General features: G+C 34.3%; 28 protein-coding genes and 1 tRNA gene. 12 read left to right on the top strand and 17 right to left on the bottom strand.

What is annotated here, in order from left to right; all coding sequences use genetic code 11:
• Nucleotides 1-23 precede the first annotated feature (23 nt).
• From K5782_RS07500 to K5782_RS07490, 3 genes are read left to right on the top strand one after another with little or no spacing between them, the layout of a single operon-like run.
• A complete protein-coding gene (locus K5782_RS07500) occupies nucleotides 24-197 on the top strand; it encodes a protein translocase SEC61 complex subunit gamma (protein ID WP_048109392.1) in 174 nt (57 codons plus the stop codon).
• Between the two features lies 1 nt (nucleotide 198).
• Nucleotides 199-657, top strand: a complete 459-nt coding sequence (locus K5782_RS07495) for a transcription elongation factor Spt5 (RefSeq protein ID WP_007549776.1) — start codon at nucleotides 199-201, stop codon at nucleotides 655-657.
• Between the two features lie 34 nt (nucleotides 658-691).
• Entirely contained in the window at nucleotides 692-1,174 is a 483-nt protein-coding gene (locus K5782_RS07490) for a 50S ribosomal protein L11 (RefSeq protein WP_007549775.1), read from the top strand.
• A 1-nt stretch (nucleotide 1,175) separates the two neighbouring features.
• On the opposite strand, the gene K5782_RS07485 is transcribed toward K5782_RS07490, so the two are convergent.
• Nucleotides 1,176-1,607, bottom strand: coding sequence for an Lrp/AsnC family transcriptional regulator (locus tag K5782_RS07485; RefSeq protein ID WP_297465412.1), 432 nt, complete (start codon nucleotides 1,605-1,607; stop codon nucleotides 1,176-1,178).
• Between the two features lie 194 nt (nucleotides 1,608-1,801).
• Here K5782_RS07485 and K5782_RS07480 point away from each other — a divergent pair, with 194 nt between their 5' ends.
• Together K5782_RS07480 and K5782_RS07475 are read left to right on the top strand one after the other, a co-directional pair.
• Nucleotides 1,802-2,464 carry a 50S ribosomal protein L1 gene (locus K5782_RS07480; protein ID WP_007549773.1) on the top strand — a complete coding sequence of 221 codons (663 nt, stop codon included), beginning with the start codon at nucleotides 1,802-1,804 and terminating at the stop codon, nucleotides 2,462-2,464.
• Nucleotides 2,457-3,323 (top strand): 50S ribosomal protein L10, encoded by an 867-nt coding sequence (locus tag K5782_RS07475; protein WP_297465410.1) that lies wholly within the window; start codon nucleotides 2,457-2,459, stop codon nucleotides 3,321-3,323. Before K5782_RS07480 ends, K5782_RS07475 begins: the two co-directional genes overlap by 8 nt.
• A 2-nt stretch (nucleotides 3,324-3,325) precedes the next feature.
• Here K5782_RS07475 and K5782_RS07470 read toward each other — a convergent pair whose 3' ends face one another.
• The 6 genes from K5782_RS07470 to K5782_RS07445 all read right to left on the bottom strand — a co-directional run bounded on the left by K5782_RS07470 (nucleotide 3,326) and on the right by K5782_RS07445 (nucleotide 5,920).
• Nucleotides 3,326-3,958, bottom strand: a complete 633-nt coding sequence (locus K5782_RS07470) for a trimeric intracellular cation channel family protein (protein ID WP_297465408.1) — start codon at nucleotides 3,956-3,958, stop codon at nucleotides 3,326-3,328.
• A gap of 76 nt (nucleotides 3,959-4,034) precedes the next feature.
• Entirely contained in the window at nucleotides 4,035-4,334 is a 300-nt protein-coding gene (rpl12p, locus tag K5782_RS07465) for a 50S ribosomal protein P1 (RefSeq protein WP_297465406.1), read from the bottom strand.
• 173 nt (nucleotides 4,335-4,507) lie between these two features.
• The gene (locus K5782_RS07460; RefSeq protein ID WP_297465405.1) at nucleotides 4,508-4,681 is read right to left on the bottom strand and encodes a hypothetical protein; all 174 of its coding nucleotides are present in this window, start codon (nucleotides 4,679-4,681) and stop codon (nucleotides 4,508-4,510) included.
• Nucleotides 4,682-4,784: 103 nt separating this feature from the next.
• On the bottom strand, nucleotides 4,785-5,000 hold the full coding sequence (locus K5782_RS07455; RefSeq protein ID WP_297465403.1) for a hypothetical protein: 216 nt from the start codon (nucleotides 4,998-5,000) through the stop codon (nucleotides 4,785-4,787).
• Nucleotides 5,001-5,006: 6 nt separating this feature from the next.
• On the bottom strand, nucleotides 5,007-5,234 hold the full coding sequence (locus K5782_RS07450) for an integrase core domain-containing protein (RefSeq protein ID WP_297465400.1): 228 nt from the start codon (nucleotides 5,232-5,234) through the stop codon (nucleotides 5,007-5,009).
• Between the two features lie 176 nt (nucleotides 5,235-5,410).
• Nucleotides 5,411-5,920 carry a hypothetical protein gene (locus K5782_RS07445; protein WP_297465398.1) on the bottom strand — a complete coding sequence of 170 codons (510 nt, stop codon included), beginning with the start codon at nucleotides 5,918-5,920 and terminating at the stop codon, nucleotides 5,411-5,413.
• Nucleotides 5,921-5,998: 78 nt separating this feature from the next.
• Between K5782_RS07445 and alaS the strand changes: the two genes are divergently transcribed.
• Both alaS and leuS read left to right on the top strand, forming a co-directional pair.
• Nucleotides 5,999-8,689 (top strand): alanine--tRNA ligase, encoded by a 2,691-nt coding sequence (gene alaS, locus K5782_RS07440; protein WP_297465396.1) that lies wholly within the window; start codon nucleotides 5,999-6,001, stop codon nucleotides 8,687-8,689.
• Nucleotides 8,690-8,693: 4 nt separating this feature from the next.
• On the top strand, nucleotides 8,694-11,573 hold the full coding sequence (gene leuS / locus K5782_RS07435; protein ID WP_297465394.1) for a leucine--tRNA ligase: 2,880 nt from the start codon (nucleotides 8,694-8,696) through the stop codon (nucleotides 11,571-11,573).
• A 292-nt stretch (nucleotides 11,574-11,865) separates the two neighbouring features.
• On the opposite strand, the gene K5782_RS07430 is transcribed toward leuS, so the two are convergent.
• Together K5782_RS07430 and K5782_RS07425 are read right to left on the bottom strand one after the other, a co-directional pair.
• Nucleotides 11,866-12,372 carry a hypothetical protein gene (locus K5782_RS07430; RefSeq protein WP_297465392.1) on the bottom strand — a complete coding sequence of 169 codons (507 nt, stop codon included), beginning with the start codon at nucleotides 12,370-12,372 and terminating at the stop codon, nucleotides 11,866-11,868.
• A gap of 128 nt (nucleotides 12,373-12,500) precedes the next feature.
• Nucleotides 12,501-12,602, bottom strand: a complete 102-nt coding sequence (locus K5782_RS07425; protein WP_297465390.1) for a zinc-ribbon domain-containing protein — start codon at nucleotides 12,600-12,602, stop codon at nucleotides 12,501-12,503.
• Nucleotides 12,603-12,893: 291 nt separating this feature from the next.
• Between K5782_RS07425 and K5782_RS07420 the strand changes: the two genes are divergently transcribed.
• Both K5782_RS07420 and K5782_RS07415 read left to right on the top strand, forming a co-directional pair.
• On the top strand, nucleotides 12,894-13,184 hold the full coding sequence (locus K5782_RS07420; RefSeq protein ID WP_297465388.1) for a rhodanese-like domain-containing protein: 291 nt from the start codon (nucleotides 12,894-12,896) through the stop codon (nucleotides 13,182-13,184).
• 251 nt (nucleotides 13,185-13,435) lie between these two features.
• Nucleotides 13,436-13,639: a hypothetical protein gene (locus K5782_RS07415; protein ID WP_297465385.1), complete on the top strand. Its 204-nt coding sequence runs from the start codon at nucleotides 13,436-13,438 to the stop codon at nucleotides 13,637-13,639.
• Here K5782_RS07415 and K5782_RS07410 read toward each other — a convergent pair.
• Entirely contained in the window at nucleotides 13,636-14,235 is a 600-nt protein-coding gene (locus K5782_RS07410; protein WP_297465384.1) for a nitroreductase family protein, read from the bottom strand. The genes K5782_RS07415 and K5782_RS07410 overlap by 4 nt on opposite strands.
• A gap of 39 nt (nucleotides 14,236-14,274) precedes the next feature.
• Nucleotides 14,275-14,475 (bottom strand): hypothetical protein, encoded by a 201-nt coding sequence (locus tag K5782_RS07405; RefSeq protein ID WP_297465382.1) that lies wholly within the window; start codon nucleotides 14,473-14,475, stop codon nucleotides 14,275-14,277.
• Nucleotides 14,476-14,598: 123 nt separating this feature from the next.
• On the opposite strand from K5782_RS07405, the gene K5782_RS07400 reads away from it, so the two are divergent.
• Complete coding sequence (locus tag K5782_RS07400; protein ID WP_297465380.1) at nucleotides 14,599-15,612, top strand: NAD(P)/FAD-dependent oxidoreductase; 1,014 nt, start codon at nucleotides 14,599-14,601, stop codon at nucleotides 15,610-15,612.
• Here the strand turns inward: K5782_RS07400 and K5782_RS07395 are convergent.
• Nucleotides 15,609-16,313, bottom strand: a complete 705-nt coding sequence (locus K5782_RS07395; RefSeq protein ID WP_297465378.1) for a YkgJ family cysteine cluster protein — start codon at nucleotides 16,311-16,313, stop codon at nucleotides 15,609-15,611. The two genes, K5782_RS07400 and K5782_RS07395, sit on opposite strands and share 4 nt — an antisense overlap.
• A 35-nt stretch (nucleotides 16,314-16,348) precedes the next feature.
• On the opposite strand from K5782_RS07395, the gene K5782_RS07390 reads away from it, so the two are divergent.
• Nucleotides 16,349-16,669: a hypothetical protein gene (locus K5782_RS07390; protein ID WP_007549746.1), complete on the top strand. Its 321-nt coding sequence runs from the start codon at nucleotides 16,349-16,351 to the stop codon at nucleotides 16,667-16,669.
• A 44-nt stretch (nucleotides 16,670-16,713) separates the two neighbouring features.
• Nucleotides 16,714-16,821 (top strand) — tRNA-Gln (locus K5782_RS07385).
• A 12-nt stretch (nucleotides 16,822-16,833) separates the two neighbouring features.
• Here the strand turns inward: K5782_RS07385 and K5782_RS07380 are convergent.
• The 5 genes from K5782_RS07380 to K5782_RS07360 all read right to left on the bottom strand — a co-directional run bounded on the left by K5782_RS07380 (nucleotide 16,834) and on the right by K5782_RS07360 (nucleotide 20,320).
• A complete protein-coding gene (locus tag K5782_RS07380; RefSeq protein WP_007549744.1) occupies nucleotides 16,834-17,433 on the bottom strand; it encodes a 30S ribosomal protein S7 in 600 nt (199 codons plus the stop codon).
• Nucleotides 17,434-17,435: 2 nt separating this feature from the next.
• Nucleotides 17,436-17,873, bottom strand: a complete 438-nt coding sequence (locus tag K5782_RS07375) for a 30S ribosomal protein S12 (protein ID WP_007549743.1) — start codon at nucleotides 17,871-17,873, stop codon at nucleotides 17,436-17,438.
• Between the two features lie 3 nt (nucleotides 17,874-17,876).
• Nucleotides 17,877-18,341, bottom strand: coding sequence for a NusA-like transcription termination signal-binding factor (locus tag K5782_RS07370; protein ID WP_007549741.1), 465 nt, complete (start codon nucleotides 18,339-18,341; stop codon nucleotides 17,877-17,879).
• Between the two features lie 64 nt (nucleotides 18,342-18,405).
• Entirely contained in the window at nucleotides 18,406-18,729 is a 324-nt protein-coding gene (locus K5782_RS07365) for a ribosomal L7Ae/L30e/S12e/Gadd45 family protein (RefSeq protein WP_297465374.1), read from the bottom strand.
• 82 nt (nucleotides 18,730-18,811) lie between these two features.
• Nucleotides 18,812-20,320 (bottom strand): tetratricopeptide repeat protein, encoded by a 1,509-nt coding sequence (locus tag K5782_RS07360; RefSeq protein WP_297465372.1) that lies wholly within the window; start codon nucleotides 20,318-20,320, stop codon nucleotides 18,812-18,814.
• Nucleotides 20,321-20,335: the final 15 nt, after the last annotated feature.

The following is a 20,335-nucleotide window of genomic DNA, read 5'->3' as shown; positions in this document are numbered from 1 at the left end:
GGACACCTTATTAATTTCAGGCAATGAACCCGAAGCAGACTTTGAAAAACATGGCAAATACTATGAAGATGGCAAAAAAGCCAGACAAAGATGAGTATCAACAGCATCTCAGATTAGTATTATTGGGAATTGGAGGAGTAGGTGCCATTGGATTTACAATACAGTTTGTCTTTTCGGTAATTACGTTTGGTAGGTAAAATGTCTGAAGAAGTAAAATCACACCTTTTTGCAATAAGAACCACTGGAGGTCAAGAGAAAGTGGTAATGAGATTACTTGAAGCTAAAGCAAGTAACAATAAGATGAATATTCAATCCGTATTACTAGTTGATAATCTAAAGGGATACGTTGTCATTGAGGCAATTAACCCAAGTGATGCATACATGGCAGTTGAAGGAATCAGACATATTCGTGGTCAACTAAGAGGAGAATTAGAATTCAAAGATATAGAAGGATATCTAGTCAAAAAATCCACAGTTTCACAATTAACAGTAGATAACATAGTTGAGATCACTGGCGGTCCATTCAAAGGAATGAAAGCCACGATCACAAGAATTGATGTAGACAAAGAAGAAGCAACCGTAGTCTTACTTGATGCATCATATCAATTACCAGTAACTGTCGACGCAAACTACCTAAAACTATCTAGTGAGTCTTAGGAAGGATTAAATTTTTCATAATAAGCTGATAAACATGGTAGACGCACAAAAAATATCTTCACTTGTAACAGGAGGAGCTGCATCTGCAGGTCCACCACTAGGTCCAGCTTTGGGTCCATTGGGTGTAAACATCATGGAGATTATCAAGGCAATTAACGATAAAACAAAAGATTTTGAGGGAATGAAAGTTCCAGTTACAGTTTCAGTATTTCCAGATACTAAAAAATGGGAGATAGAAATTGGAATTCCATCGGCTGCTGCATTATTGCTAAAAGAGGCCGGAGTTCAGAAAGGAACAGGTACTGCAGGAACTGCTTGGGTAGGAGACATTACCATTGATTCTGTAGTAAAAGTTGCAAAAACAAAACTAGAGAAATCATATGCAACTTCACTAAAATCTGTAGCTAAAACAATTATTGGAACTTGCTCATCACTTGGAATCAAAGTGGAGGGAAAGACTCCAAAAGAAATCACAGCAGAGATTAACGCTGGCAAGTGGGACGCAAAATTAAACTAAATTACACCACAGAATAAACTAAATCTTTATTCGTTTTTTGTAACTCTACAAAAGTTTCAGTATTAATTATTCCATCAATTTTTCCTAGCTTCTCAATTACTATAGAATGAAGTACCTCTAGATTTTTTGTCTGGACATTTACTATAATATCAAATCTACCAGTAACTTCAGAAATTGACGTGACCTCAGGGGTAGCCATCAGTTGTTTGTGAATAGTATCTTTTAGTTTTGGATCGCGGTTAACTCCAATTGATGCCTTTACTCCAACTCCTAAAAGAGATTCATCTACAACTATTGTGAATTTTTTAATTAATTTCTTTTTTACCAGTCTCTTTATTCTGCTGTACAAAACAGATGCATTGATTCCTAATTTTTTTGATAGTTCTGGAACTGAGATTGAACCATCTTTTGTCAACTCTGCTAAGAGTTTCATATCAAGATCATCAAACTTCTGCAATCTATTCGAAAATGGAGGATGGTGAATTAATAAATGTAAGTTCATGAGGATTTTTGTCCCTTAATTTCAAAAATTGGCATAGAAATGTGTAATTTTTTAAAATAAAATAGAATTCTCAACTCCCATTCCTCTAAACGATTTTAAGTAGGCAATCTCGGAAATTCTTCATAATGATTACCGAGGCAAAGCTTGCAGACATGATCAAAGAGGCTAAGACAGGCAGTAAACAACGCAAGTTTACACAGTCTGTTGAGATGATTCTAGTCTTCAAAGATATTGATGTCAAAAAGGGCTTTGCATTAAACGAAGTAGTCCAACTACCAAAGACAAGCTCCCCATCAACTGTTTGCATTATGGCAACAGGAGATATGGGTCAAAAAGCAAAGGCAGCAAAAGCTGATGCAGTTGTAGGTTCTGATGAATTAGATAGATTTGCAGCAAATAAAAGAGCATCTAGAAAATTTATCAACAAATATGATTTCTTTTTGGCAGACACACAAATAATGCCAGTAGTCGGTAAAGTATTGGGTCAGCTATTAGGTCCAAGAGGTAAAATGCCAACACCAGTTCCATTTAACGCATCAATTGAATCATTTCTAACAAGATTCAGAGCATCAATCAAAGTTAGAGCAAGAGCAACATTAGCAATGTCATGTAAAATTGGTGATGAGACAATGAGTGATGCAGACTTGGCAATTAATGCACATGCAGTACTTGCTGCAGTTGAAAAGAAATTACCAAACGGAGATAAGAACATGAAAAGAATTATCATTAAAACCACAATGGGAAAACCAATTAAACAGATAGAAGAGGTCAAGAAGAAACATGCATGAAAATAGAACAAAATATCCAGCAAAAAAAACTCAGATGTATCAACAAATGATGGAGATTCCAAAAAAATACAAAGTTGTTGCATTAGTAAAGACAAACAAAGTTAGAGCATCACAACTATTACCATTAAGAAAAGCACTCAAAGGTCAGGTAGAATTTGTCTGTGTCAAAGACAGAGTTGCACAAAAAGCATTAGAAAAATCAGACATTCCAGGAATCAAAGGAATTGCTGACGAACTAGTAGGTCAATGCCTTTTCATATTTACAAACATGTCACCATTCAAACTAAACGTCTTACTTGCCAAAAACAAAATTATGATGGCAGCAAGAGGTGGGGATATTGCAAGTGTAGACATTGTAGTTCCTGCAAAGAACACGGGAATTGCTCCAGGTCCAATGCTTACTGAATTCAAAGAGGCTGGAATTCCAACAAAGATTGATCAAGGAACAATTTGGATTGCAAAAGACTCAACTCCAGTAAAGAAAGGCGGAGTAATTAATGAGAAACTAGCAGTATTGTTAGGTAAATTAGATATCAAACCAGTTGAAGCTGGAATTTCACTATACACTGCATTAGAGGAGGGTCTCAAATATGCAGAAAAAGACATGGTAATTGATGTAGAAGCAATTAGAAATGCATTTGCTCAATATCACCAAGAAGCAGTATCACTGTCAATTGAGGCAGCATATGTTACTCCAGAAAACATTAACCAAATTATTGGCAAGGCAGCTCAGCATGCTCGCTCATTATCAGTAGAGTCTGGATTTATGACAAGTGAAACTAAAGAGCAGATTTTGCAAAAGGCAGAAGGCCAAGCAAAAGGCCTTGCATCAAAAGCCAAAGGCTACAGTCCAGCTTAATCTTAAATTCCTTTAACTTTAGGAAGATTCCAATTATACTTCATTGCAATTAATCTCAATGCAGTAGTTATTGTCAATCCTACAATTGTTGCAGAGTACAACTCTCCACCAAAGTACAACATAAAATAAAATACCAAAATTCCAATAAAGCTTGCAGAGACATAAAATTCCTTTACAAAAACTATTGGGACCTGTGTGACAAAGACATCTCGAAGTATACCACCACCTACGGCAGTAAGTACACCTGCAAGCATTATTGCAAGAAAGTTTAGCCCTACTAAATTGTATGCAAACGTTGCTCCAATTATTGAAAATACACCAAGTCCAATTGCATCAAACTTCAAAAATAAATTCCAGTGTTTTTTGAGATGTGTATATAAAAAGAAAATTGCAATTCCTGATGTAACTGTTATTGCAACATATGCCGGATCAGATAATGCGTTTGGAAACTGGCCCATCACAACATCCCGGATTACACCTCCCGCAACGCCTGTAATTGTCGCTAACAGTAAAACTCCGACGATGTCGGATTTGTTTTCTATGGCTTTGAAAGCACCCGTTACTGCAAATGCCATTGTTCCAAAGAGATCTAAAATGTAGATAAACACATGAGCAGGAATTGAAAAATCAACCAATCAATACAAAAAACAAATAATTGTTAATTAACATTGATGTAAAAAATCAAAATTAAATTGAAAAAATAATAGTTGTTTATCCAAATAGTGAAGATAGACCTTCCATCGCGGCTTCTTCATTTTTACTGGTATCAACTGGTGCTTCTTTCTTTGCTTCACCTGCTGCTGCGGCTGCCGGAGCGGCTGCTGCTGCTACTGCTACAGGTGCGGCTTTGATTGCTTCTTCGATGTTAACATCAGCCAATGCTGCAACTAATGCTTTTACTTGAGCATCATTAACTGCAGCGCCAGATGCTTTTACAACTGAGCTGATGTTTGCCTCATTAACTTCTTTTTGTAGCTTGTGAAGAAGTAAAGCAGCATAAACGTATTCCATTGTATCGAGATTTTCTTAGGGCATAATATAAAACTATGGTGGAGTTAGATTCTGTTTCGTTGTCGGTTTCTCAAAGGGGTGTTACCTAAAGGTTGCTAGAATTTTCTACAATCATTTGGATTTTAAATTGTGTGGGATTTTTTGTATTTGGTTATTTGTGTCGGGATAAAAAATCACATTTTTTTAGAACGAAGCAAAAACCCAATTCCCAATAATACTATACTTCCCATAATGTATGGGATTATTTCATCTATGGATTTTCCTTGGAAGATCAAAAGGAAAACATAGAGAGAAGATGGAATGAATAGAATCATTAGAATTGTGCCAAATAGATATTTTTTTGTCATTTTTTCTTTCTCCAAATACTGTAAATGATTCCACCCACTATGCCACCAGCAAGTAACACCCAGAAAAGCATACTGCCAAGGTCATATCCTAAACCCTCTCCCGTCATTGTTTCACCTTTGGAGTTATTCTCAAAAGTTCTTTGATCCTATCTGTTCCCAATATGATCAATATTCCAACTATGATGTAAGCTAGTGTAATGATTCTATTTTCCATTAAATTCTGATAGGATTGTTCACCCATTGTAATATTCAATATGCCTGAAACCATAATGAAAACTCCGATACCTATCTTTAGATTCTTTCTACTTCTCTGAACCATTTGAGATTATCTACTTGCATTTTGAATTAACGTTTTCCATTTATTTCCTCCCTGAATGGTAATCCCACAAGCTTCTGATGGTGTTTTTCCATCTAACGCCATATGCGGTCTAATGTAATTGTGATACAACTGATAGCCATCAATCAATGATGATTCATCTTTTTTCAATCCTCTTGTAACTTTCTCTCTGTCTCGAAATTCTCCGTTAAATCTCTCCATCTTGTTATTGTTCACATCTTTTTGAATGTGAATGTCTTATATAGAATGAATTTTTTTTCATGACCATTTAATTCCATTTAACTCACGCATGAAATTATCAAAATTAATGGTATTTTGAGATTTAAATCCCAAAAAATCCTTCTTAAAACTCTAGATTCGATATCCAACAAATGACGTGTAAAGAAAAAAGTTTAGTTTAGAATTTTCAGACTTCGGCAAACAGAATAAAGAGTTCGTTTTAGATTTTTATCAACTAGTGTTTCCATTCTGTGTTTTAAGACACGTTTAGCTTCATCTCTTTCTGGACCTGGTGGCAAAGACAATACATTGTTGATAAATTCAGGCAGAGTCTCGCGAATCCATCCATCTAAAATTGCATAAACTTTTGGCGGAATCAAATCACATTTGTCTTTATCAAGATCTAATACCTCAGCATAGTTTTCATGTTCTACTCTATACACAAGGGCCAAAACCACATTATCAGGTGTTGGATGCTCCAAAATCTCAGAGGAACGTTCACCTGCTTTTCCCTGAGCAATTTTATTTTTCAGGCCTACTGGATTGACAATTACTCCATTGACACCAACTTTCCTGCCATCAACGCCAGTAATTACTCCAAAGATAAAATCATAATATTCGCCATTTTTTTTAGTAGAGAAAACATGGACCCCTTCTCGTAATGCTGGTTTTCTCTTAAACATAATTTGCAAGATATTGCCAGTTTATTTAATGTATTATTAATCGACAATTCTTAATATTGGACAAATAGAAGTTCTTCGTTGGATAAAAAAGAAATTCTGAATGAATTTTCATCTGACCCAGACAGATACTATAAGGTCAAGTTATTTGAAGAACAAGGATTTGTTAGAAAATCATGCTTAAAGTGTAAAAGATATTTTTGGACTCTGGATTCGCAGAGAGGATTATGTCCTGATGATGCAGACGATACTTATTCATTCATAGGAGATCCACCAACTAAAAAGAGATTTGACTACACACAGGCCTGGAAAGAAGTAGAATCATTTTTTGTAAAAAACAACCACACATCAGTTTCAAGATATCCAGTTGTTTGTAGATGGCGAGACGATCTATACTTTACTATTGCATCAATTGTTGATTTTCAAAGAATAATGGGTTCAAAAGTAGTCTTTGAGTTTCCTGCAAATCCACTTGTAGTGCCACAAACTTGTTTGAGATTCAAGGATTTGGAAAATGTCGGAGTAACTGGCAGACATTTTTCTAGCTTTTGTATGATTGGACAACATAGTATTCCAAATGCACAAGGATACTGGAAAGATGAATGTGTTGATTTAGACTTTAGATTATTGACAGAGCAGTTTGGAATTAAAAAAGAAGAAGTGGTTTTTGTTGAAGATGTGTGGGCAGGCGGTGGCTCTTTTGGTTCTTCACTAGAATATTTTGTCAGAGGATTAGAACTAGGAAATGCCGTATTTACTGAATTTCAAGGTGAGTTGGGAAAACACACCATTCTAGATCAAAAGATTATCGATATGGGTGCAGGTCTTGAGCGATTTGCCTGGATTACAAAGGGAACTCCTACTGCATATGACTGCTGCTTTGGTCCAATCACTAATCATCTGTTTGAAAAGATTGGAATTGATTCAGATTCTGAGATGTTACGAAAATACTTTACCGCAATTGCAAAGAATCTAGAGATTCATGACGACTTGATTGAAGTAAGAAAAAATGCCGTAAAAACAGCTGGACTAACACAAGATCAAGTCAATCGAATCATCACACCACTTGAAGGAATGTATCTAATTGCAGATCATCTTAGAACTCTGATATTTGCAATTACTGATGGTGCATTACCAAGCAATGTTGGCGGAGGTTATAATCTAAGAATGATGTTAAGACGAATCAATGGAACAATAGATAGAATGAATCTCAAGCTGGATATCGATGAGTTAGTAGATATGCATATTGATTATCTCAGAGACACATATCCTGAATTAGATGAAAAGAGACAAGATGTCAAGACCATTTTGAAATTAGAATCAGAAAGATATGTTGAATCAAAGGTAAGAATGGGAAAGATGGCAGAACGCCTTAAAGGAAAAGGCAGAGCGCCAACAGTAGATGAGTTAATCACTTTATACGAATCAGATGGAATTACACCAGAGTATCTAAGAGAAATTGACGTAATATCTGAAATTCCCTCATCATTTTATGCAAAATTATCAGATCTTCACCAGTCAGACAAGAAAAAAGACATTGAACAACTTCCACTTGATGATCTTCCAGAAACCGAGATGCTCTTTTACAAAGATGATCCAATGGAGTTTGATGCAAAGGTCCTCAAAGTTTTTGATAAATCTGTTGTGCTTGATAGAACCTCATTTTATGCAAGAGGTGGTGGACAAGAGCCAGACTATGGTATCATTGCAGGCTCAAAAGTAATTGATGTAAACAAACACGGTGGAGTCATAGTTCATGAGATAGAAGGAGTAATTCCAAAACAAGGCGAGGTAGTAAAGTGCAAAGTAGATTCACTTCGAAGATCAAACATTACAAAGAATCATACCAGCACTCACATACTAAACTCATCAGCTAGAGGAGTATTAGGTTCTTGGATATGGCAGCACTCTGCATTCAAAGAAGCTGATCATGCAAGGTTGGATATCACTCATCATTCTTCACTAACTGACAAGCAAGTACAGGACATTGAAAATGCTGCAAACAATATTGTTGCAAAAGACATGACAGTAACCATACAAAACTATGACAGGGGAACTGCAGAACAAAAGTATGGATTTAAAATTTATCAGGGAGGTGTAGTTCCAGTAAAGTCAGTTAGAATCGTATCAATTGAAGACTTTGATGTTGAAGCTTGTGGTGGAACACATGTCAAAAAGACAAAAGAAGTTGAATTAATCAAGATAACAAAGACTAAGAGAATTCAAGATGGTGTTGTTAGATTGGAATTTGTCTCAGGTCCGACTGCCAAAGAATATGTAAAACAACAAGAGATTGAAAACGCAAAAAGAATACAAGAAGAAAAGCAAAAAGAGCTAAAAGACAAACAAAGAGAAGAAGAAAAGCAAAAGGCAAAAGAAAAGATTCCTGTTTTATTAGAACAAGTTACAGCTCAATCAAGTAATGGAGTCATAGATGAAATCGAAATTAATGTAGATAAAATAAAATCATGTTTTACAAATTCAAAACAGTATGACGAATTTTTCCACATGAACTTTGGTAAAAAACTAGTCAAGGATAATCCGAATTCAGTATATGTCGGAATTTTCGAATCAGGTCCAACGATTCGAGTAATAGCATATTCTGGAGATGAGGCCTCAAAGAGCAAAAATGCCGGAAATATTGCCAAATCTGTGGCTGAAATACTAGGTGGAGCAGGAGGCGGAGATGCCAAATTTGCTCAGGGAGGAGGAAAAGACACATCTAAAATAAACGACGCAATAGCCAAAGCAAAATCAATGATTTTAGGATGATATTATGGAAATAAGATGGAATGAGATTGAATCAAAGTGGAGGAAGAGATGGAATGACTCTAAAGACTTTGAAACAGATCCTAGCGAAAAAGAAAAAAAATTCATAACAGTTGCATACCCATATCCAAACTCACCTCAACACATCGGACATGGAAGAACATACACATTAGCTGATGTTCATGCAAGATTCTACAGAATGAAAGGATTCAATGTTTTGTTTCCAATGGCGTTTCACTACACTGGAACTCCAATACTTGGAATGGCAAAAAGAGTAGAGGCAAACGACAAAGAAATTATCGAGAATTTAAAAAATCTTTACGGAGTACCAGAAGAATCAATCAAGACATTTGTAGAACCAGTAAAGATTGCAGATTACTTTCACAAAGAAATCAAAACAGGAATGATTGAAATGGGATATTCGATTGACTGGAGACGAGAGTTTACCACAATTGATCCCGTATACAGTAAATTTATCGAGTGGCAAATCAAAACATTACGGGAGAAAAAACTAATCATTCAAGGTTCTCATCCAGTTGGCTGGTGTCCAAAGGATCAAAATCCAGTTTCACAACATGACACTCTAGGAGATGTAGAGCCAGACTTTACTGAATATATTTTAATTAAATTTAAGTATGAAGATTACATCATTCCAACTGCAACACTTCGACCTGAAACAATCTTTGGTGTTGTAAATCTCTGGGTAAATCCAGAAATAATTTACAAGAAAATTACAGTAGGTAATGAAAAATGGATTGTAAGTAAAGAATGTGCATACAAGCTAGAATTTTTGGATAAAAAAATCACATATGATGGTGAGATAAAAGGCGTAGAATTGATCGGAAAATCAGTTACCGTCTCACATAGAAATGATTCAATCCTAATGCTTCCAGCCAGTTTTGTTGAAAGTGGTACTGGTACTGGAATGGTAATGTCAGTTCCAGCCCATGCGCCATTTGATTATCAAGCATTAGAAGATCTCAAAAAGTCCAAAATTGAGCCCGAATTAGCCTTAAAAGTAGCCAAAATTACCCCAATCTCAATTATTCAGACTGAAGGATTTGGAGAAAATCCAGCAAAAGAAACAGTTGAGAAATTTGGTGTCGTAAATCAAAGTGATCCAAAACTAGAAGATGCGACAAAAGAAGTTTATGGAAAGGAGTTCTACGGCGGAAAATTGAAACAAAATACAGAACAATTTGCAGGAATCAAAGTAGCATATGCTAAAGATACAATCAAGGAATGGTTAATCAAAAACAAGCATGCAGATATTTTACTAGAACTAACAAACACTCCTGTTCGATGTAGATGCGGTGCAGAATGTGTAGTCAAAGTTCTTAACAATCAATGGTTCTTAAATTATGGCGATAAAGACTGGAAAGAACTAGCTACCAAATGTTTTGATGTGATGAATATTTTACCACAAGAGATTAGAGCAGAGTTTAACTATGTAATTGGATGGCTTCGAGAGCGAGCTTGTGCAAGACAGCATGGACTTGGAACCAAACTACCATGGGATAAGGACTGGATTGTAGAAAGTCTATCAGATTCTGTAATTTACATGGCATACTATATAATTTCAAAATTTGTAAATGATGGAACACTAAAGGCTGAAAAATTATCTCCAGAATTTTTTGATTATATTTTCTTGGGCAAAGGTGATGCAAACAAGGTATCGTCAATTACAGAATTAACAGTCGATGTAATTAATCAAATCAAAAAAGAATTTGACTACTTTTATCCAGTGGATTCAAGACATTCAGGACGAGATTTGGTTCCAAATCACTTGACGTTTTTTGTTTTGAATCATGTTGCAATATTTCCTGAAAACAATTGGCCAAAAGAGATTGTAGTTAATGGTTCAGTATTGATGAACGGTTCTAAAATGTCAAAGAGTATGGGAAATATCATACCATTGCGAAAGGCAATTCAAGATTATGGCGCAGACCCCATAAGATTAGCCATTATCATATCAGCTGAATTACTCCAAGACGCTGATTTTAATATGGAATCAGTCTCAGGCATTCAAAATAAACTAGAATCATTATACAATGAATGTTCAAGGCTAAAAGCAGAAAAAATCAATAATTTAGAGGCTGAAGACAAGTGGATTTTATCTAAAACCCAGAGCATGATCTCTCAAGTTACCAATTCAATAGAAAAAATGAGATTAAGAGAAGCATTACATGATATCTTGTTTTCATTTGAATCTGAACTTAACTGGTACACAAAAAGAGCAAATGCAAAAAATAGGACAAACATTTCAGGAATTTTACATCAGATTAATTCAGTACGTGTTGCAATGTTATCACCATTTGCACCACACATATCTGAAGAGATGTGGGAAAAATTAGGACATTCTGATTTAGCATCAACATCTCAATGGCCAAAATATTCTGAAGAGAGCATCAATGCGTCTGCAATTCAATCCGAAGAGTTGTTAAAATTACTAATTGATGATATTTCAAATATTCTTAAGGTAACAAAAATTACTCCAAAAAAAATTACAATCTATACTGCTGATTCATTCAAATCTAGAGTATATCATTCTATTTTAGAAAAAGTCACATCAGGACAGACAAACATGGGAATTGTTATGAAGGAATTAATTTCGAATCCAGAAACTTCAGATGTTAAAAAAATACCAGACTTTGTACAAAAGACAATCAAAGATATCTTATCAGAACCATCTGAAATCAGACAGATGAAATTAGAATCAAAAGAATTTGATGAGAAAAAATTTTTGGCAAATGAATTAACAGACATTGGAAAGAAGGAATTTGGGGTGGACATTGATGTTTTCTCAGAATCAGATGAAAACATCTATGATCCCAAATCAAAGGCAAGACATGCAAGGCCATTCAAACCTGCAATATTGATTGAATAATTTTCGACAAATCATGAATTATTCAATGCACTATTCAGGCCAGATGCCAAATTTTGTTTTCTTGTATTTCGGTTTCATTTTTTCACCATCCTTCGAAAAAGATCCGAAACCATCAACGCAGACATAGATAGAAAAGGATATTGGTCTTCTACCCACGAAGTATGACTAACTAGGTCTTTGGTCGGACTTGCAGATTGCATGACTTAGTATGCATCTGGGAATATTTGTAAATATTTTCTAGTTTGTGGCATGCTTTGAATTAGATAATTTCATTTACAAAATTAAAATTACTTTATGGATGCATCATTTGTTGATTCATTCCAGAACCCATGGGATATGTCATGTTTGAACCCATCATGTTCATCATTTCTTTGAATGCTTCAGGATTTTCTGACATGTGACCCATCATTTGTAATCTTAAATCAGGATCATTCATCATTGCAGACATCATTTTTGACATAAACATGTGATCATCTTTCATTATCTTTGACATCTGCTCGATATGTTTCGGATCTTTTGCCATCCATTCCATCATGTCATCATGGTTTTGCATCATTTGTTGAAACATTTGTTGCCTAAACTGTGGATCATTCATCATTTGTTGTTGATTCATCATATCTGAATTCATCCACTGTTGAGACATCTTTGGATTATTTGACATCATTTGATTAAACAATTCTTGATTTTGAAATTTCATAGACATTGGATCATAAGTGCTGGCAAAATGCGCATAACTTACACCAATTCCTAGGAAGAAAACACCAATTATGATTGCAATCCAAATAGGTGTACTTACCATATAGATAATTATCTTTTATTGTATATAATCTGAATCATAATTTTCTATATTGATTTTTAATGTTTTAGATGAATTATGTATTAATTTTGAAATTCATTCATTAAAAACAATAAATTTAGTTTCAAAAATTATTCCACATCATCATAACCCGTATCCCTACCACAACTAGGGCAAACTCTTTGATTTTGATGTAACTCTTTTCCACAGTTTCTACATGATTGAGGTTTCACAAAATAGGTGTTATTTTGTTTGATTTAAAATTTTTAAAAACTTCCTAGTCCGAATTCATAGAAGTAAAATTACGAAATATTAGTTGTGACAACGAGTCAATCTTTTTACCCAAAAAGACTAGATCGGTTCTGCAGCATTGTGTACTTTGTCTATGTGTTTTGATAATACTTCATTGTTTTCAAATAGTGAGCTACAGTAAGGACATTTACTTTGGGCCATGAATGATCTAAATTCATGATATTCTTAAACATTTGGAACAAAAATAAATTGCAGTACTCATAAAACAATTAATGGCAGACAAGATTACAGCAAAAGAGCTAATGTCTCAAAAAAATGATTTTGTAATAATTGATGTTCGTGAAATTGATGAATTAAAGGGAGGAATAATTGAAGACTCTGTTCATATGCCTTTAGGGTTGGCAATTCGTAATGCAAAGAAAAAACAGATTGAAGATATGCGAGACAAAAAGATCTGCACGTATTGCAGTTCTGGATATCGGGGAAACATCGCAGCTGATGAGTTGACAAAAGAAGGATTTTACGCAATTACACTTGATGGTGGATATTCTTCTTGGCTCTAAATTTTATTCAGAATCATAGATTTGAACATTGTCTGAAACAGAATTGGTAATGAAACTGCAAAGGATGCATTCACATTTTTCTGATGTCATAATATTATCTATCAGACGAGAAAGATAAGAAGGATGGAATTTTTTTTATTTTTTCCAGTCCAAATTGGTCAAATTAATCGATTCATGATGATTTGAATATTTTTAAAATAACTAGTTTTGCATAGTTAACAATAAAAATACCACATAAAGCGAATCAGTCATTGACTGATTTAGATGAGCTATGTCCAATGTGTGGCAAATCAAATGACAAACATTCCTCAGAAGAGCAATCAAGATGCTCCAAAAAGGCAATTGATCTTGGAATTATGCGATATTGTGAATTTTGTGGATTAACAAAACCGGCTAAAGGAATGCATGATAGATGTAGTAAATGTGATGAAAAATATCCTTTCTCAAACCACTAAAAATGATCTTCAAAGACTACTTTAGATAATGGTAACTGTCCACCTCTAGGAGCAGCATCTTTTGCTTTTTTGCCAACAACTACCATCATAGATATGATATGATCAGATGGCAGATTAATCAGATTGCCAACTTTTCCAAAATCAAATCCCTCCATAGGGCAAGTGTCATAACCCATTGCTTTTGCTGCAAGCATTATAGTTTGAGCTGCAAATCCACAGGAACGCATTGCCTCATCTTTTTCAAGTGTTGGATTTCCAGCATATGATTGTCTTATTGCTTTTGCAATGGATTGACGTGGGCCTTCTGGAATGTTTATCCAGTATTGTTCAGGATCTTTGTCCCATGCTTTCAAGTCAGCACATAAAATAATTACCAAAGAGGCTTCTGCCACTTGTTTCTGACCATATGATAAAGCGCAAAGCTTGTCTTTGATCTCCTGTTTTGTCACAATGACAAATCGCCAATTCTGGATGTTGTATGATGTTGGAGATAAAATGGCAGCTTCCAATAATTGATTAATCTCTTCTTTACTCATTGTATAATTTTGAAAACTCTTAATTGATCTTCTTGATTTTATTGCGTCAAATGTATCCATGGTTTTTGTAAAATCTTTCCAAATTTAACTTGAGAGATTCTATTGTTCTTTTAGCATCGTAATTACATCAGTGTTGCTTTTCATCCATGTTTTGAGATATGCATGAAATAGATTCTCCAGATCATCTACCAGTCCTTCTAATCTTGGATCTTGCTTTATGTCAGATAGTTGTTCTGCAAGGTGGTCTAAAATTACTTGAATTCCTTGGTTTGAATTTTCAAGTTTTTCGATTGCTTGCATAGTACCCATTTTACCTAAATTTGTATAAAATATTCGTAGTATTAATACGATTAGTTAAGAAATTTAAAAATTTGTAAAATCGCCAGATAGTGTTTTTATTAGGTCTGACCAGATTTAGGCTAAATGAAGATTGCAGTTATGGGCATGGGTGTCGCAGGGAGTTATCTTATGGCCAGACTCAAAAATTCAGAACATGAGGTTGTAGGTTATGAACGAAGTACACAAGAGAGACATGATTCTATTTGCGCATGGGGTACAATAAAATCAGAACTAGACAAGTTTTGCAGCAAAGTAGGACGAAATTTTGATGACTTTCTAATCCATGACGGAAAAACCATGCATGTAAAGATGAATAATAACGTAAAATTTGATATCGGTCTGCATGGCTTGTGTACATATGACAAACTTGCATTAATCAAAGATTTCATTAAAGATTCTAAAATTATCTACGGCATAGCACCAAAGCTAGAAGAACTAGAAAAAGAGTATGATATGATAGTTGATTGTACTGGATTTGCAAGAACTTATCTTCCAAAGTTAGAAGAGGATTTTTTCTTACCAACATACGAATACAAAGTAGAATATGAAGATAAGGTTCCATTTGATGACTTTTACATTGAACCATTTCCAGGAATGTCTGGATATTTTTGGTATTTTCCACTAGGTGAAAAGTATGCACATATTGGTGCAGGCGATTACAGAAAGAATCACATCAAAGCAACTGACGATTTTCTAAAAAAGTATGGCGGTAAAGTTCAAAAAACTAAAGGAAGACCAATCAGACTTGCAACTCCTGGTAAGTGCAAACCGTTTTACAAAGGAAAGGTTGTAGGAGTTGGAGAATCAATTGGTACTGTCTATGCGTTACTAGGTGAGGGAATCATTCCAAGTATGCAGTGTGTTGATATCTTTGTTGAGAACATGCACGATTTTGCAGCTTATGAAAAAGCAGTTGATGAACATTATAAGATATACGACAAAGTTTTCAAGTTTGTTAGAGCAAAGATCCACAAGGACTTTAATTTCTTCAAGTCACTTCCAGACTTTATCTCAATTTTCAGATACATGAAGAAAAACGAAGCTAGATTTGGAATGGATGTAAAGATTTCTGATCTGATGAAAGTAGCAAAGGCCTAACCAAAACTTACAGAACCAAAGTTTTCTCTCATTGTTCTGCTTGATGATAAGGTATAATCATAAATTATTTTTGAATAATCTTTGAGTTCTTGTTTCATTTGTTGTATGTCTTCTGCTAGGTAAAATCCAGGACAATCACCAGTAAACTGGTATGTAGCATGAACTCGTGCCATACCTTTTTCATTTTCAAGCCATGTAGAGAAAGGATAGAGATAACATACGCCAGGCCTATCTGGATGCATACTACATCCACCTTTTTCATCTAAGAATCTACAAGAAATATGAGTTCCATCTTCCTGTATAGTCTCATCTTTTTTTCGTTTTAGATTAATTGTAGTCATTGTGGTGATTTGGCCAGAAGGAGAAGAGTCTTGCCAAGTTGTAGTTATTGTTTCGTTTTTTATAAAATCAGATGTTTTTTTGTATTTTAGACCCTTTCCAATTGTAATTAGATCATCAGAAGTTAATGGCAATCTACCTTGTCGATCACAGCAGTTATGACAATCAGGCCAAAAACATTTCCACAAAATATATTTTTTTTCAGATGTTAAATATGGGATATGAAAAATAACATCTTTTACTTTAATGGAATAATCACTAACATCAGTTATTTTTCCTAGTATGAATTGGCGCAAAATTGGATCAACATCCCAATCTTTTTGTAATAAATTCAGTGATTCTTCAATTTCTTTTTGAGACAACTATTAAGTTATAACTTCTTTTGCAGATGTTATTAATGTTGAGTGAAAAAGGCAAATATGCATCGGCTACTGAAAACAGAAGATTTGTCTGGGCTGAAATTGTGTGGCCTTTAATTTTAGAAATTAATGATGTAGCTTTTTCATTAGAGCAATATCAAAAAAAACGTGACGAAGTATGTGAAAAAACAAATACAAAGATTGGAATTACATCCCGTGGTCTAGTATCACTAATGCAAAAAGGAATTATTAGAAAAGAAGATCATCTTTACTCTATTCATTATAGATTAATTCCATACATGAGACTAAAAGCAGAATGCGATTATGCAACTGCCATTCATGAAGTGCAGTTCAAGTAAATTAGTAAATGATTATATGCTAAAACATCAGAATTTGTTTTGGTAGCCCGATAGTCTAGCGGTCAAATAAAAAAATTTTAGATTAAGGATTCTGCCCTCTGGATCTCAAGAGTGGATAGGCGGAGACGGCAGTTCGAATCTGCCTCGGGCTACTGGTAAAATTACTATCTAGAAGCTTGCGCTATTCTTTCTAATTCGTGCTTCTTCTTTACAGAAGGAGCGTTTGGGTCGTTTGCTGCAGCCAAAATTAGTTGTTCGGCCATGTGTTCCTCAATTGGTTTTGGATTAGAATATGTCGCATCTCGTATAGAGTCTGCAATGAACTTTAGTGCCATGTCGACTCTTCTAATTGGAGCTACATCTACTGATACATGGTAGACTGTACCACCATATACAATTCGTGTAGTGTCTTCATTTGGTGCAGAGTTTTCAATTGCTCTAACTAACACCTCAACTGGATTTTTACCAGTCTTTAAGGCAATAATATCAAATGCAACTTTAACAGTGTTGAGTACTTTGGTTTTCTTACCAGTCATACGTCCAGTGTTTTTAGCATATTTCTTTCCAAAGTGCATGACTTTGTTGCAAAGTCTTTCTACAATGTTTACTTCAGCTTTGTTAAATCTCTTTAATGCTGAACGACCAAAAGTGTAGGGCAAGATTTGTCGTCTTAATGAAATTGCTGTCTTTAATCCAGGATCTTGAATTTCAATATCAGACATGTCCCATTTTCTAAATAATAAGAAATTTTTTGTCTCAGCCAATTTTATCTCCTTGGTTTTTCTTTCTTGCCAGTTACTAGTTCGTTAAGTGATGTTCCATTTACTTTGAATACTTTGAATCGTACACCTGGAATATCTCCCATTGCACCACCTTGTGTTGCACCCATTCCTTGGATGTGTACTTCATCGTGTTCATCGATGAAATTCATTGCACCGTCTCGTGGCAAGAATGCTGTTACGGTTTTACCATTTTTAATTAATTGAACTCTAACACATTTTCTTACAGCAGAGTTTGGTTGTTTTGCTGCAATACCTACTTTTTCTAAGACTATTCCTCTTCCTTGCGGAGCACCACCAAGAGGATCTGCTTTTTTATCGATACCAAGTTTTCTTCTTTTGTAAGTAGAGATTGCCCATCGTTGTCTCTTTCGTTTTGCGATTAGAACTCTGCCTGCGAATAAACCTAGTGGTGATTTTGTCATATTTTACATCTCCAATGTTGCTTTTTCAGGACTATTAATCAGCACACTTGTAATATCAAAATATCGTTTAGCTAAAAGTCTTGCTTTCTCAGCGTTTCTGCCTTCTCTTCCTACAACAATGCCTTTCTTTCTTGGGTCTACCATAACTATTGCCTGTTTTGAACCATCGGCACGTGTATTTATTTTTACTTCAGAGACGAGTTTAGAATTAAGGAGATTTGTTAAGAATTTGGCTGGATCCTCGTCAAATTCAACGAGTTCGACATTTTTCTTTACAATGTTTTGCAATGATTTGATATGAATTCCACCTTTTCCGATTGCCAAGCCCATTTTACCAGTATTTACTACAAAAATTACACGATCTTGTTTTTCATCTTCGACACAATCACGAGCAGTTGCACCTGTAACATTTTGAAAGAGTGACATCATTCGCATTTGATCTGTTGTAAGTTTAATTGATTGTGTCATTAGAATTCCTGTTTAACTCCGAACAAAATTTGTCTCATTTAAACTTAGATTAGAGATGAAATGTTTATTCATTTTTTTCCTCAGTTTCTGTATCTTTAAGAATTGATTTAATGTTTGCATCAGTTATTGATGTAAATGATATTGTTGAGATTCGGAATTGTAAGCCGCATAGTCTCCCTAATGCAACTGAAGTTCCCTGAAAGTTAACTAATGGTATTTTTTCTTTTTTCGCATCTGATTCAATTTTTGCAAACATCTCTTTTTTTACAGATTGAGACAGGACAATTAATTTGGAATCTTTCATAGAGTTCAATACTTGTTTAGTGCCAATTGTTAATGTATTTTCTTTATGTGCATCTTTTAGTGTCTTTTCTAGTATCTTACTCATGTGTTATCCTTATTCACAATCGTCTTTACTGGGCTTTATAGGTTTATTGAAATTTTACATATAAAAAAACTAGAAATCACTCTTAATTTTGAAATCCGAAGAGGGAGCCTAATGATGAAAATACCAAAGATAACTCCTCAAAAATATTAGTTGGATTTTTTGTTTGTGTTTTTAAATTATTTTCCGTTTGCAGTTTTTCAGTCATGGTATCTTTTGAAGATACAATATTAGATGAAACATCTGTGCTTGTAGAAGCATATTCAGTAAATATTACCTTATTTTCCAATGAGGATTCTTGTAAAACTAATTGGAGATTTTTTCTTGCGGTATCATAACTTGGATTTTTTTCAAGAGCTTTATTGTAAAGAGAGATAGATTCATCGTATTTTTTCATATTTGCAAGGGCATTTGCTTTATTGTTAATTGCAGGAATAAAATTTGGATCTATATTAAGAGCTGTATCATAATATGAAATAGATTCTAAAGTACGACCCATTTTTCCAAGGACAGAACCTTTACTGGTAATAATTTCAACATTGTTTGGATCTTTTGATAAAGAGTCATTAAAGAAACTCAAGGACTGATCAAATTTGCAAAGTCGGTATAACGCGGGTCCCATTCCATCATTATATGAAATGGTATCGATGAATCTACTATGATCACAATCCAAATTAATTTGATTTAGTAGTTTTCCTAGCTCTATATCTTCAACAGATAGATTATCATATTTTTTTATCTGAGGTTGGTAATCTACGGAATTAATATTTTTTTCAGAAGTTTTTATTTCTGGTGTTTTTATTTCTGGTGTTTTTATTTCTGGTGTTTTTATTTCTGGTGTTTTTATTTCTGGTGTTTTTATTTCTGGTGTTTTTATTTCTGGTGTTTTTATTTCTGGTTCTACAGTATCAAGTTTTTTAGAAAATTCAAAGTTTATTGTTTTTTCACTCTCACCATAGTGTGCTTTTACTTGATAAGTTCCATCCACTTTAAAATTAACGCCAGACTTTACAAGAAACTTTGTAGAAAATTGCAAGCTAGAATTAATTTCTCCAAAATAAAATCCGATTGGTGTACCATATGGATCATGAACCCCAATCAGTACAGTCGGAGAATCAATTGTATTAACAGAACCGGTTATTGTAATAAAGTTTTGATCATAGTATTGATTCTTGTCAGTGTTTATGGAAATAATTTCAGGAATTATAGATTCTGGAATTGCTATTTCAGGCTCAGAAGTATTACCTACAATTGTAAAAAATTCATTTTGGACTATCTTACCATAATTTAGTTTTACAGTATATTGTCCTGATTTATCATAAAAAGGAGAGTCTAAGGAAAATGCTTTGGAGAAGGTACCATTAGAGTTGATAATCAAATTATTTGCAGATAAAATATCGCCTTCAGGATCAAAAAGACTCATTGCTATTATTGGCATCTTATAGTTTGAGATATGTCCTGTTATGATCATATTATCACCAGTATGGTATTCGGTTTTATCAAAGTCTAACAAAATTGGATCTGCAAATATTGAAGGCATAAGTGGAAATAATACAATTAACACTAGTAACAATCCAATTTTATATCCAAACACACGGCTAAAATCGTA

Origin of the sequence: Nitrosarchaeum sp., assembly GCF_025699065.1 — an archaeon.
In the GTDB taxonomy this organism is placed as follows: Archaea; Thermoproteota; Nitrososphaeria; order Nitrososphaerales; family Nitrosopumilaceae; genus Nitrosarchaeum.
The sequence above is the reverse complement of the archived record's forward strand: the minus strand, read 5'-3'. Positions and strand labels throughout refer to the sequence as shown.

What these genes read in the sequence shown, in the direction of transcription:
- K5782_RS07495 (WP_007549776.1), top strand. Translation starts at nt 199, where the DNA reads ATGTCTGAAGAAGTAAAATCACACCTTTTTGCAATAAGAACCACTGGA.
- K5782_RS07370 (WP_007549741.1), bottom strand. Translation starts at nt 18,341, where the DNA reads ATGACACAATCAATTAAACTTACAACAGATCAAATGCGAATGATGTCA.
- K5782_RS07430 (WP_297465392.1), bottom strand. Translation starts at nt 12,372, where the DNA reads ATGGTAAGTACACCTATTTGGATTGCAATCATAATTGGTGTTTTCTTC.
- K5782_RS07445 (WP_297465398.1), bottom strand. Translation starts at nt 5,920, where the DNA reads ATGTTTAAGAGAAAACCAGCATTACGAGAAGGGGTCCATGTTTTCTCT.
- K5782_RS07410 (WP_297465384.1), bottom strand. Translation starts at nt 14,235, where the DNA reads ATGGATACATTTGACGCAATAAAATCAAGAAGATCAATTAAGAGTTTT.
- K5782_RS07420 (WP_297465388.1), top strand. Translation starts at nt 12,894, where the DNA reads ATGGCAGACAAGATTACAGCAAAAGAGCTAATGTCTCAAAAAAATGAT.
- K5782_RS07405 (WP_297465382.1), bottom strand. Translation starts at nt 14,475, where the DNA reads ATGCAAGCAATCGAAAAACTTGAAAATTCAAACCAAGGAATTCAAGTA.
- K5782_RS07455 (WP_297465403.1), bottom strand. Translation starts at nt 5,000, where the DNA reads ATGGTTCAGAGAAGTAGAAAGAATCTAAAGATAGGTATCGGAGTTTTC.
- K5782_RS07485 (WP_297465412.1), bottom strand. Translation starts at nt 1,607, where the DNA reads ATGAAACTCTTAGCAGAGTTGACAAAAGATGGTTCAATCTCAGTTCCA.
- K5782_RS07400 (WP_297465380.1), top strand. Translation starts at nt 14,599, where the DNA reads ATGAAGATTGCAGTTATGGGCATGGGTGTCGCAGGGAGTTATCTTATG.
- K5782_RS07390 (WP_007549746.1), top strand. Translation starts at nt 16,349, where the DNA reads ATGTTGAGTGAAAAAGGCAAATATGCATCGGCTACTGAAAACAGAAGA.
- K5782_RS07490 (WP_007549775.1), top strand. Translation starts at nt 692, where the DNA reads ATGGTAGACGCACAAAAAATATCTTCACTTGTAACAGGAGGAGCTGCA.
- K5782_RS07375 (WP_007549743.1), bottom strand. Translation starts at nt 17,873, where the DNA reads ATGACAAAATCACCACTAGGTTTATTCGCAGGCAGAGTTCTAATCGCA.
- leuS (WP_297465394.1), top strand. Translation starts at nt 8,694, where the DNA reads ATGGAAATAAGATGGAATGAGATTGAATCAAAGTGGAGGAAGAGATGG.
- K5782_RS07480 (WP_007549773.1), top strand. Translation starts at nt 1,802, where the DNA reads ATGATTACCGAGGCAAAGCTTGCAGACATGATCAAAGAGGCTAAGACA.
- K5782_RS07475 (WP_297465410.1), top strand. Translation starts at nt 2,457, where the DNA reads ATGCATGAAAATAGAACAAAATATCCAGCAAAAAAAACTCAGATGTAT.
- rpl12p (WP_297465406.1), bottom strand. Translation starts at nt 4,334, where the DNA reads ATGGAATACGTTTATGCTGCTTTACTTCTTCACAAGCTACAAAAAGAA.
- K5782_RS07365 (WP_297465374.1), bottom strand. Translation starts at nt 18,729, where the DNA reads ATGAGTAAGATACTAGAAAAGACACTAAAAGATGCACATAAAGAAAAT.
- K5782_RS07500 (WP_048109392.1), top strand. Translation starts at nt 24, where the DNA reads ATGAACCCGAAGCAGACTTTGAAAAACATGGCAAATACTATGAAGATG.
- K5782_RS07460 (WP_297465405.1), bottom strand. Translation starts at nt 4,681, where the DNA reads ATGACAAAAAAATATCTATTTGGCACAATTCTAATGATTCTATTCATT.